Below are 11,240 nucleotides of genomic sequence, written 5' to 3' on the forward strand. Positions count from 1 at the left end.
TAACTTGGAGGTTTTAACATGGGAAAAAAGATCTTAATAGTAGGTGGAGTAGCTGGAGGAGCTTCAGCTGCTGCAAGAATTAGAAGATTGGATGAAAGTGCAGAAATAATTATGTTTGAAAGGGATGAATATATATCCTTTGCAAACTGCGGTTTGCCCTATTATATAGGAGGCAGTATCAAAGAAAGAGAAAAGCTACTGGTACAGACTCCAGAAGCAATGAAGAGAAGATTTAAAATAGATGTTAGAATAAACAGTGAGGTAATTTCTGTAAATACAGAGGAAAAGACTGTTAAGGTTAAAACAAAAGATGGGGAAGAATATGAGGAAAGTTATGATTATATTTTGTTATCTCCAGGGGCAAAGTCATTAAAACCTCCAATTCCGGGAATAGAAAATAAAAAAATATTTACATTAAGAAATGTGGCAGATACGGATAAAATTAAGGCTGTTGTTGATAGTAAAAATATAAGAAAAGCAGTGGTAATAGGCGGTGGATACATAGGCGTTGAAATGGCTGAAAATCTTATTGATGGAGGCTTAGAGGTAACGCTAATTGAAGCTGCAGAGCATATTCTTGCTCCCTTTGATGATGAAATGTCTGCTATGGCGGAAAAGGAATTGGTGGAGCATGGAGTAAACTTAATTTTAAAGGATGGAGTAAAGGCCTTTCAGGAAAAGGAAGGATCCCTAGAAGTAACATTGTCTAGTGGTACAATTGTAAAGGCAGATATGGCTATATTAGCCATTGGAGTAATGCCAGATACAGCCTTTTTAAAGAACAGTGGAATACAGTTAAATGAGAGGGGTCATATAATTACTGATGAGCATATGAGAACTAATGTTGATGGGGTTTATGCCGTTGGGGATGCGGTTGTGGTGAAGGATTTTGTCACCGGTGAAAAGGCTGCTATACCTTTAGCTGGTCCTGCAAACAGACAGGGGAGAATAGCAGCGGACAATATATGTGGTCTTGATACTACATATAAAGGTTCCCAGGGCACTTCCATAATAAAGATTTTTGATATGACAGCAGCAAGCACTGGTGCAAATGAAAGAACCTTAAAAAAATATAATATTCCTTATAAGGTTATATATGTTCATCCTAATTCTCATGCATCATATTACCCGGGAGCTAGCCAATTAACTATAAAATTAATATTTAATGATGAAGGAAGAATTTTAGGAGCTCAAGTTATAGGTTATGATGGGGTAGATAAGACCATAGATGTATTTGCAACGGTTATGAGGCTTAAGGGTACTATATACGATTTGACAGAGTTAGAGTTAGCCTATGCACCACCATACTCCTCTGCAAAATCTCCAGCTAATATGGCAGGATTTGTAGCTGAAAATTTGTTACAGGGAAGAATGGAAGTATTTAGATGGGAAGATATAGATGGTGAGTTAAATGATAATTTCCAACTAATAGATGTAAGAACTGAAATAGAATATGAAAATGGACATTTAGACAATGCTATTCTTATGCCTGTAGATGATTTGAGAAATAGGTTGCAGCAATTAGATAAGGATAAGGAGACATATCTTTACTGTCAAGTAGGATTAAGAGGATATATTGCTACAAGAATATTAGAGCAAAATGGTTTTAAAGTAAAAAACATGACTGGAGGTTATAGAACCTATTCTAGCAGTGAGTTTAAACCGGATCTTAAAGGTAAGAATACTAATAAAGGTGATGATGACAAAATGATGGGAAATACTGAAGAGGAAAAGGTAAATAAAGAAGATAGTAAAATCTCTAAGGAATTAGATGCCACTGGCCTATGTTGCCCAGGTCCCATAATGTCTGTAAAATCTAGTTTAGATAGTTTAAAGGAAGGTGAAATAATTAGGGTTACTGCTTCAGATCCAGGTTTTTATGAGGATATAAAATCTTGGTGTAGTAAAACTGGCAATGAGCTTTTAGAGCTTAATAAAGAGGCGGGAAAAATAACTGCCATAATTAAAAAGGGAAAAGAAGGAGAAAAGGTTACTATTGGTTCTGGCGCTACGAGGGATAATAAGACTATGATTGTATTTAGCGGAGATTTAGATAAGGCTATAGCTTCCTTTATTATAGCTAATGGGGCAGCAAGTATGGGAAAAAAGGTAACAATGTTCTTTACCTTCTGGGGAATTAATATTTTAAGAAAGCATGATAAGGTAAAGACTGATAAAGGATTTGTTGAGAAAGTCTTTGGAGTTATGATGCCAAGAGGAAGCAAGAAATTGAAGCTTTCTAAAATGAATATGGCAGGAATAGGTCCTAAAATGATAAGAGGAATTATGAAGAAAAATAATGTAAATTCCCTTGAAGAACTAATTAAGTCCGCTATAGATAATGGTGTAGAAATAGTTGCTTGTCAAATGTCTATGGATCTTCTAGGCTTGAAGAAGGAAGAGCTTATAGATGGTGTTAAAATAGGTGGAGTAGGTTATTATCTAGGAGAGGCTGAAGAATCAAATGTTAACTTGTTTATATAAATAATTAAAGCTTGTTCTTAGCAAAAAAGCTATGAACAAGCTTTATTTTTGATGATCTACTTTTGATGATTAGATTTTAATCCTTTGAAAAGTGATTTGAAAAAACCAGTTTTTTTATTGGAGTTATTATTTTCTTCAACGATTGGTTCATCTTTTTTAGCTTCCTTAATCAAATCTTTTTGATCTCGGGCTAAGTCTTTGAGTTTAGGAGATACTGAAGGGGTAGTAATAACTTTACTAAACCATTGCATTGCTTTGTCAAAGTCTCCTACTCTTCTGCTAAGTTCTCCTATTAAATACATGGTTGTGAATCTATCCATACCATATATAGGGAAGTTTTCCTCTGAGTAAGCATGTTCTAATCCTTCTAAAGCTTGCTTTAAAAATTGCATTTCATTGCTTTCATCACCTTTAAGCCTATACATCCAAGCAATTTTCAAGCAATTCATAGCCTTGCTACTGTATTTTGCGTTTATTGCTACATAATTTAGCAGGGATAATTTGTATCGTTCTATGGCTATATTTACATCATATACTTGAGGGTAGATTTTGCCCTTCCACCTACTAGTTATTTGCTTCTTTACATTTTCAATCTGATAATCTTTAATATTAGGAAAATCTTTTTTCATTGCAGCATATCCGCAGCTATTGCAAAGCCAAACATCATAAAAGTAAGGGTTTATATTTGAATATCTTATAAAAAGATCAGAATCTTTTTTTACAATTCTAGGTGCTGAAATTTTTACTGCTCTTGCTGAAAATAAATTACCACAAACTGGACACTCAATTTTTTTATTATATAATAATTCACTTTCCTTCTTTATTAATGCTTCTTCTGAAGTTTTTTTATCCTCCTTCTTTTCTTCTTCTTCTTGTTGATAAAGATTTAAATCTTTAATGTCTTCAAAACCTAGTTCTTCCATATCAGAAAAAAGGTTCTTAGATTCATTACTCATATTTTCACTCCTAGCTGCAAATGAAATCGTATAATATATACTATATGACTTTATTATAAAGGATAAAAAGCTTTAAAATCAAATTTAATAATATAATTATGCTTTGGTATTTTTTTTGGTATAATATAAGGTACAGTAACAGTAGAGGTGGTTAATATGGCTATTAAGGAATGGAAAGTTTTTTTGACTCCATATGAACAAGCTGTAGAAGAGTTAAAAATAAAGTTTAGGAGTATAAGAAAAGAATATAGAAGAAGAAATGAATATTCACCTATTGAATTTGTCACTGGAAGAGTTAAAGAGGTAGCTTCCATATTAGAAAAGGCAAATAAGTTTAATATACCTTTAGATAGAATTCAATATGAGATGGAAGATATAGCAGGCATTAGGATTATGTGCCAATTTGTTGATGATATAAATAAAGTGGTAGAACTCATTAGAAAACGAAAGGATATGACCCTACTTTACGAAAAGGATTATGTTACTAATGTTAAGCCTAGTGGTTACAGAAGTTACCATATTGTAATAAAATATCAAGTTAATATGGCAGATGGACCTCATGATATTCTTGCTGAATTTCAAATAAGAACCTTAGCAATGAATTTTTGGGCCACTACAGAGCATTCTTTAAATTATAAGTATAAGCATAACATTCCTGAAGACATTCGTTTAAAATTAAAATCAGCAGCAGATTCTGCTTTTTTATTAGATGAACAAATGCTTGAAATTAAGGATGAAATTAAAGATGCACAAAAGCTCTTTGAAATAAAATCTGATTTGATTTCAGATATAATGAATAATATACTAACGTTGTCATCTATGGGTAAAATAGCAGAATTTACAAGATATCAAAATACATTAAATAGACTTATAGAAGAAGGGGAAGTATCAGAATTAAATAACCTACTAGAAGCTACACAAAAAAGTATAGAAAAATACAAGGAAAGCTAATAATAGGGTAAAAGTGAAATATCAAGATTTATCACAAAGAAAAGTTGACGAGTAATTAAATGGATAAGTTTTTAAAAACAACTCCCAATAATTATTCGTCAACTTTTTTAGAAACAAAGGATTATTTAAATTAATGACATCCAGGACAAGAACTGCAGCCGCCTTCGTCACCACCAATTAAAGGTTTCAAAGAAAGGCCTCTGTAGTTATTTTCTTCAGAAGATAGTATTATAAAACCAGCAAATTCTTCTTGAATTCCTTTATTGCAAATAAAGGTTATGTCATTAACTTTTTCAACAACATCATCTTCTTTTGGAGTATCTATACTGATATTAAAAATCGGGCCACTGCAGGCAACACCAGCAAAGTTAATTCTTATGTTGTAGTCTTCAATATCATTTTCATCCAAAAATTCTTTAAATTCCTTGTAAGCTTCCTCACTAATATCTATAAGTTTCATTAAATCACCTCATTGAAAATAATTATTAATTAAAAATACTATAATATAGTTATATACCTTATTGGGGTATTTTGCAATAGTTTTGTAAAAAAAGCACCTTGAGAGGTGCTTTTTTTATTTTACTACGATATTAACAAGACGACCTTTGATTACTATAACTTTAACTATAGTTTTTCCTTCTATTATAGTTTTTATACTTGAATCTTCTAGAGCAGCGGTCTTTATTTCTTCTTCGCTTAGATCTGCAGCAATCATAATCTTGTTTTTAATTTTACCGTTTACCTGTATAGCAATCTCTACTTCATCTTTAACTAAAGCAGAAGGATCAAATGCAGGCCATTTTGTATTGAATACGGAATAATTTTTGTCATCCTCGCTTGGATTTAGAGTATTCCACATTTCTTCACAGAAGTGAGGAGCAAAAGGAGCTAATACCTTAATATAATCTTCTACAGTTTCCTTTAAGAAGTTAGTGTTTTTATTTTCTATTGCTAAATATTTTGAAAGGGCATTGGTAAATTCCATTATTCTAGCTATAGCAGTGTTGAATTGAAGTTTATTTGCGTCTTCTGTTACGCCCTTTATAGTATTATGTCTCCAGTAGTTTAATTCTTTTTCAGCCTTATCTATAGTGGTTTTTGAACCGCCAGCCTTTATAGCTTCAATAGCGTTGTCTAGTAATCTTTCTGCTCTGTCCACGAATCTAGCTATAGACTTTATTCCGTCATCGCTCCAAGCACCACCTTCTTCGTAGGCAAAACCAAACATTAAATATAGTCTGAAAACATCAGAACCATACTGAGATATATAATCATCAGGTGATATAGTATTTCCTTTTGATTTACTCATTTTTTGTCCATCAGGACCTAGGATCAATCCTTGATGAGTTAAGGAAAGGAAAGGTTCATCAAAGTTTAAATATCCCATATCCCTTAAGGCCTTGGTTACAAATCTTGCATATAGCAAGTGCATGCAGGCATGTTCTGGACCTCCAACATACTTATCCACAGGAAGCATTTTGTTAATTATATCTGGATCAAAGGCCTTCTCACTATTTTTATTATCTGCATATCTTAAATAATACCAGGATGAGCAAACGAAAGTATCAAGAGTATCAGGGTCTCTTAAAGCATCTCCACCGCATTTAGGACAAGTAGTATGCATAAAGGAATCGCACTTAGCCAGTGGAGATTTACCATCTGGTGTAAATTCTACATCATAAGGAAGTTCTACAGGCAATTGGTCTTCTGGCACTGGTACAGTTCCACATTTTTCACAATGAACTATTGGAATAGGAGCTCCCCAATATCTTTGTCTAGATACCAACCAGTCTCTTAAACGGTAATTAACCTTCTTTCTACCTAAATTCATTTTCTCAAGCTTTGCTACTATAGCTTCTCTAGCTTCTGCTGAGGTTAGACCGTTAAATTCACCGCTATTAACTAAAATACCATCTTCTGTGAATAGCTCTTTTGTTCCACCATCTATAACTTTTTCTATAGGTAAATTGAATTTAGTAGCAAAAGCATAATCTCTTTCATCATGGGCTGGTACTGCCATTACTGCTCCTGTACCGTAAGTAGCTAAAACATAGTCTCCTACCCAAATAGGCACTTGCTTTCCGTTAACTGGATTTATAGCGTAGGAACCAGTGAACACACCAGTTTTTTCTCTAGTGAGGGATTGTCTTTCTATTTCTGATTGCTTTTTAGCAGCCTCTTTATAAGCTTCTACAGCTTCCTTATACTCTTCAGTTGTAATTTCATCTACTAAAGGATTTTCAGGTGCCAATACTACGTATGTAACACCATAAAGAGTATCTACTCTTGTAGTGAATACATTAAAACTTAAATCTTTATCTGCTACCTTAAAGGTTACCTCTGAACCAGTGGATTTTCCAATCCAATGTCTTTGCATAGCTTTTGTTTTTTCTGGCCAATCTAAATCGTCTAGTTTTTCCAATAATTCATCAGCATAATCAGTGATTTTTAAGAACCATTGAGTAAGATCTTTCTTAGTAACGGTTGTACCGCATCTTTCACAAGCTTCATCAACTACTTGTTCATTAGCTAAAACGGTATTACAACTAGGACACCAGTTAACAGGAGCTTTTTTTCTATAAGCCAAACCTTTTTCGTAAAGCTTTAAGAAAACCCATTGAGTCCATTTATAGTATTCAGGTAAACAGGTAATAACCTCGTTTTCCCAATTGAACATAGCTCCCATAGCTTTAAGCTGAGCTTCCATAGTTTCAATATTCTTTAAGGTAGAATCCTTTGGATGAATACCAGTTTTGATAGCGTAATTTTCTGCTGGCAAGCCAAAGGCATCAAATCCCATAGGCTGGAAAACATTAAAACCTTGCATTCTCTTCATTCTAGCCCAAGAGTCTACAGGACCGTAGTTAAACCAATGACCGGCATGAAGTTTACTGCCAGAGGGATATGAAAACATCTCTAAAACATAAAGTTTTTCCCCAGGGTTATTTGGATTAAAGTCGTATATTTTGGTTTCTTCCCATTTTTTTTGCCACTTTTTATCTATACTTGTGCTATATCTGGCCATTTTTTATCCTCCTTAGATAATTTATTTAAATTTATATGAGTTTACTTGCAGAAGTTTAAAGGTTTTATGTAAAATAAAAAAGTCTTTCGCCTCATAAGAGACGAAAGACAACTTCCGCGGTACCACTCTAATTAGGCTTAAAGCCTCACTTTGAGCTAATAACGGGCTTGCCCGTGATCGACTAAATCTCTCTAAAAAAGGGGAGGTTCATCAATCAATACTCCAAGGCGAGTTCATATAAGGTCTACACTGTCTCTCACCAACCGACAGCTCTCTAAAGTAGCCATTATACTACTACTCCTTATCAAAGTAAGTAAAATATGAAATTTTATTTTATTATATGTTAAAGAATGGTTTACGTCAATAGATTCTAACTATACATTGACATATTTTAGATAAATAAAAAAAGATTTGATTGCTCAAATCTTTTTTCTTGGCTGCCCAGGCTGGATTCGAACCAACACAGTGCCTGCTCCAGAGGCAGGTGCCTTACCCTTTGGCGACTGGGCATCACCGACAATATGTATTATATCATGTTCAAGGTAAGAGTCAATATCTTTTTTGAATTTTTTTTAGAAATTTTGTATTGTGTCGATAAATGACGAAAAACCTAGGTGCTACAAAATAATTTGATTAAAAAGCTATAAATCCTTTCTGATGCCCCTATCTTTTAGAATTTCAAATATAGACTTAGAAGTTGTATCTGACATTTGATAGCCTAATAATTGAACAATTTCTATTAATTCCTCTTCTTTTTCTGTTTCTATTTCTATATAGGGGAAGGGGCAAAAACTTTTATCGTTTATATCGATTTCTACTAGGGAGTTTTTATACTTATAACTTTCTCGATATTTTTTTATAGTTTGAACAAGCTCCAAGCCTAAAGAGTAGAAAATATTTTCAGCCATAGATGGGTTATCTACCAAAACTTCGTTTTCCTCCATAACCTTATATTTCTCTTGACTTATCATTTTCTTCGTAGTCATATAGCAAAATTGTTTATTATTCAGTGTATCTTCTACTATACGTACTCTAGCATAGCCTTTTTTGTTTAAAAGCCTTCTATCAGGAAAATCAAATATTTTATTTACTTGGTTTTCAGCTTTAACCTTGAAAGCGCCTATCTTTAACATGGTTTCTCTTATGAAGTCTACGTCTACATCTAATATTCTAGTTTCTATTTCTTTCATATTTAACTCCTTCTAACGATTTTGATATAATTTAAAACTTTGACTATAAAAGATAACTTCTGTTATAATAATATAGCATTATATACCTAATGACAATAATTTGCTATATAAAAGTTAAAGGATAGAAAGGGTTGAGTAATATGGATAATTATTATGAGCAATTAGTAACTTCTAAAGAAACTCCTAAGTATATTGTTTCCAGGATAGGAATGATTGTTGCAACTATAACTGCTGTTTTTTATTTATTAATTAATCAGTTGGTGTTTTTCTTGATTTTTGCCCTTATAGCAATAATTTTATTTTTTATAAAGAAAAGATCCTATGTAGAGTATGAGTATACTATTACAAATGGAGATATAGATGTTGATATTATCTATGAGCAGAAAAAGAGAAAAAGAGTATTTAATTTTAATGTTAAGGATGTAGAATTGCTAGCACCTGTTGATAGTGACGAGATTAAGAATTTTTCAGGTATACAGGGCAAGGTGGTTAAGTTTTATCCTTCCACATCAAATGATAGAATTTATGCTGCTATGTTAAATAAGGGTGGCAAAAAGTTTAAGGTTTTATTTGTGCCTAATGAAAAGTTTATTGGACTTTGCTTCAAACATAATCCAAAGGCAGTAAAGAAGAATCTATAGGAGTATCCAATTTCAAAGGTTAAAAACTTTGAAATTGGATATTTATAATATTATTTGTATTTTGAGGTGACTGTTATGGATTACGTAAGTGAGATAAAGATTATGGAAGCTATAGTTCATGTACTGGATCGTAATTCTGATGAACCTATATTAAATGAATTTCCTTTGGAGCTAAATGATGATCTTTATAAATTTGTGTTAAAGCACGTGGAAAGAGCTTTAAAGGATGAAGAACTTAAGCTTGCCCGTTTTAATTCTGATGATGGTGTAGTTAAAAAAGTAGTAGATGGATTTTTAGAAGGACAACATTCTTTAATAGAAGTTTCTCAAGAATTAGCAAGATTATTATTTGCTATTATGAAGAGCAATGAGGAGATTCAATCCTGCGATTTGATGGTAGTTTCTCTTTCTACTGAATTTGGTCCTATGGTAGCCTTATTTAAAATGGATTATGTTAAAAATTATATACATAAAATAGAGTTTGTAGATAATAAAATGAGTATAAAGATTATACCTCAAACTACAGGATTACCAGTGAGTTCTCAAAAAATTCAAAAATGTGCCTTTATAAAGGCCTGGACTGAGAATATGGATTATGATCTTTTGGTAATAGATAAGCAGGGGAAAAAGTCATCGGAAGAGGAAAGTGCATCAAAATTTTTTATAAATGACTTTTTAAACTGTACCATTATAGATAGTAGTAGGGATCTTACTAAAAGATTTCTAAATGCTACAGAAACATGGACTAGAGCAAATACAGTAAATGATGCCGCTAAAGCTGAGGAAATAAGATCTACCATAAAGAAAACATTGATGGAAGAAGATAATATAGACATAAAGGAACTATCAAATAATATTTTTCAAAATGAATCTGAAAAACAGGCCTTTGTGGATTTTGTTGCAGCCCAGGGCATAGAGGAAAAGCTGCCTGTAGATAAGCAATGGGTAGAGAAGAAGCTTAAGAGGGTAAGATTAAAAATAGATAAGGAAATAGATTTATATATAGATTCATCAGTTTATCATGATAACAGCAAGTTTGAGATCATTAGAAATGGCGATGGTAGCATTAATATGATTATAAAACATATAAAAAATTATATTGAAAAATAAGGATCCATGGAGATTTAACCTCCATGGATTTTAATTTATAATTTTTAGGATTTTGAGATAAGCTATGTATAAAGACTGGATAAAGGAAGTGGAAATAGTGAAAAGGCTTCAAGATATAATATTATTAATTTCCGTAATAGCTTTAGTAATGACAACTTCTTTTAATAAGGGTGGTGTAAGTGCTAGCATTTCCTCTGGGGGAAATATAGTGGATAAAAGCATTGGAAATGAGCCTGTAAGCCATCAACAGTCTAAGGCCCAAGTTGCTTTCTTTCAACAAGTGGTAGATGAATTTGGACCTTCTAGCTTAGAAGAGCTTATAAGATTATGGACTAAGGGGGATGCTATGCGAAATGGTGTATACAAATACGCAGTATCTTGTAAGGAACTCAAGGAAGAGATTGTTAAAAAGTGGGGAAAGGCTGAAGAGAATTACTGGATAATTGGAGGATCTAGTCCTTGGCTTGCTAAATATGAAGTATTAGAAAAGAAAAAGATAGATAAAAATAATTATGAAGTGAAAATAAAATATTACTGGGAAACCTCTGCAGGTCCAAGTGATAGCACAGAAGAAGTTTTGCTAATATCCAAGATCAATGACAAGTGGTGTGTAAAGGATATAAAAGAAGCTAATAGGATTACTTTTAGAGATTAAAAATTAAAAATTAGATATTATGGATAATTATACTCAGTGCTGAATATAAAAAAATCCCCTAACGGGGACTCTCAATAGAGTGGCGATAGCCACTCTATTGCTTTTCACTGTCACCAGTAAAATAAAAATCTGCATTACAACAAGGGCATACCAAAACAGGCATTCCCTTTTTTTTACACTCACTATCATCCTGAAGAACCTCGTCCATGTAGCCAATCTCATCTACCA

9 protein-coding genes, 1 tRNA gene and 1 other annotated feature are annotated in these 11,240 nt (G+C 32.7%); of the genes, 5 read left to right on the top strand and 5 right to left on the bottom strand.

The window, feature by feature from the left end:
* The first annotated feature begins 18 nt into the window (after nucleotides 1-18).
* Complete coding sequence (locus tag N3C_RS08825) at nucleotides 19-2,484, top strand: FAD-dependent oxidoreductase (RefSeq protein ID WP_074365668.1); 2,466 nt, start codon at nucleotides 19-21, stop codon at nucleotides 2,482-2,484.
* A gap of 56 nt (nucleotides 2,485-2,540) precedes the next feature.
* On the opposite strand, the gene N3C_RS08830 is transcribed toward N3C_RS08825, so the two are convergent.
* Nucleotides 2,541-3,440 carry a DUF2225 domain-containing protein gene (locus tag N3C_RS08830; protein WP_074365669.1) on the bottom strand — a complete coding sequence of 300 codons (900 nt, stop codon included), beginning with the start codon at nucleotides 3,438-3,440 and terminating at the stop codon, nucleotides 2,541-2,543.
* 156 nt (nucleotides 3,441-3,596) lie between these two features.
* Between N3C_RS08830 and N3C_RS08835 the strand changes: the two genes are divergently transcribed.
* On the top strand, nucleotides 3,597-4,391 hold the full coding sequence (locus N3C_RS08835; RefSeq protein ID WP_074365670.1) for a GTP diphosphokinase: 795 nt from the start codon (nucleotides 3,597-3,599) through the stop codon (nucleotides 4,389-4,391).
* Nucleotides 4,392-4,521: 130 nt separating this feature from the next.
* Here the strand turns inward: N3C_RS08835 and N3C_RS08840 are convergent, their stop codons facing one another.
* From N3C_RS08840 to N3C_RS08855, 4 genes are all read right to left on the bottom strand, one after another.
* Complete coding sequence (locus tag N3C_RS08840) at nucleotides 4,522-4,851, bottom strand: HesB-like protein (protein WP_074365671.1); 330 nt, start codon at nucleotides 4,849-4,851, stop codon at nucleotides 4,522-4,524.
* A gap of 114 nt (nucleotides 4,852-4,965) precedes the next feature.
* Nucleotides 4,966-7,416, bottom strand: a complete 2,451-nt coding sequence (leuS, locus tag N3C_RS08845; protein WP_074365672.1) for a leucine--tRNA ligase — start codon at nucleotides 7,414-7,416, stop codon at nucleotides 4,966-4,968.
* 93 nt (nucleotides 7,417-7,509) lie between these two features.
* Nucleotides 7,510-7,733: a binding site (T-box leader), on the bottom strand.
* Nucleotides 7,734-7,850: 117 nt separating this feature from the next.
* A tRNA-Gln gene (locus N3C_RS08850) sits at nucleotides 7,851-7,926 on the bottom strand.
* Nucleotides 7,927-8,057: 131 nt separating this feature from the next.
* The gene (locus tag N3C_RS08855) at nucleotides 8,058-8,606 is read right to left on the bottom strand and encodes a class IV adenylate cyclase (RefSeq protein ID WP_074365673.1); all 549 of its coding nucleotides are present in this window, start codon (nucleotides 8,604-8,606) and stop codon (nucleotides 8,058-8,060) included.
* 140 nt (nucleotides 8,607-8,746) lie between these two features.
* Here N3C_RS08855 and N3C_RS08860 point away from each other — a divergent pair, with 140 nt between their 5' ends.
* From N3C_RS08860 to N3C_RS08870, 3 genes are all read left to right on the top strand, one after another.
* On the top strand, nucleotides 8,747-9,247 hold the full coding sequence (locus N3C_RS08860; RefSeq protein ID WP_074365674.1) for a DUF6106 family protein: 501 nt from the start codon (nucleotides 8,747-8,749) through the stop codon (nucleotides 9,245-9,247).
* A gap of 75 nt (nucleotides 9,248-9,322) precedes the next feature.
* A complete protein-coding gene (locus tag N3C_RS08865) occupies nucleotides 9,323-10,357 on the top strand; it encodes a nucleoid-associated protein (RefSeq protein WP_074365675.1) in 1,035 nt (344 codons plus the stop codon).
* 64 nt (nucleotides 10,358-10,421) lie between these two features.
* The gene (locus N3C_RS08870; protein ID WP_074365676.1) at nucleotides 10,422-11,012 is read left to right on the top strand and encodes a hypothetical protein; all 591 of its coding nucleotides are present in this window, start codon (nucleotides 10,422-10,424) and stop codon (nucleotides 11,010-11,012) included.
* Nucleotides 11,013-11,240: the final 228 nt, after the last annotated feature.

This window comes from Clostridium sp. N3C (assembly GCF_900095445.1).
Taxonomy (GTDB): domain Bacteria; phylum Bacillota; class Clostridia; order Clostridiales; family Clostridiaceae; genus Clostridium_AU.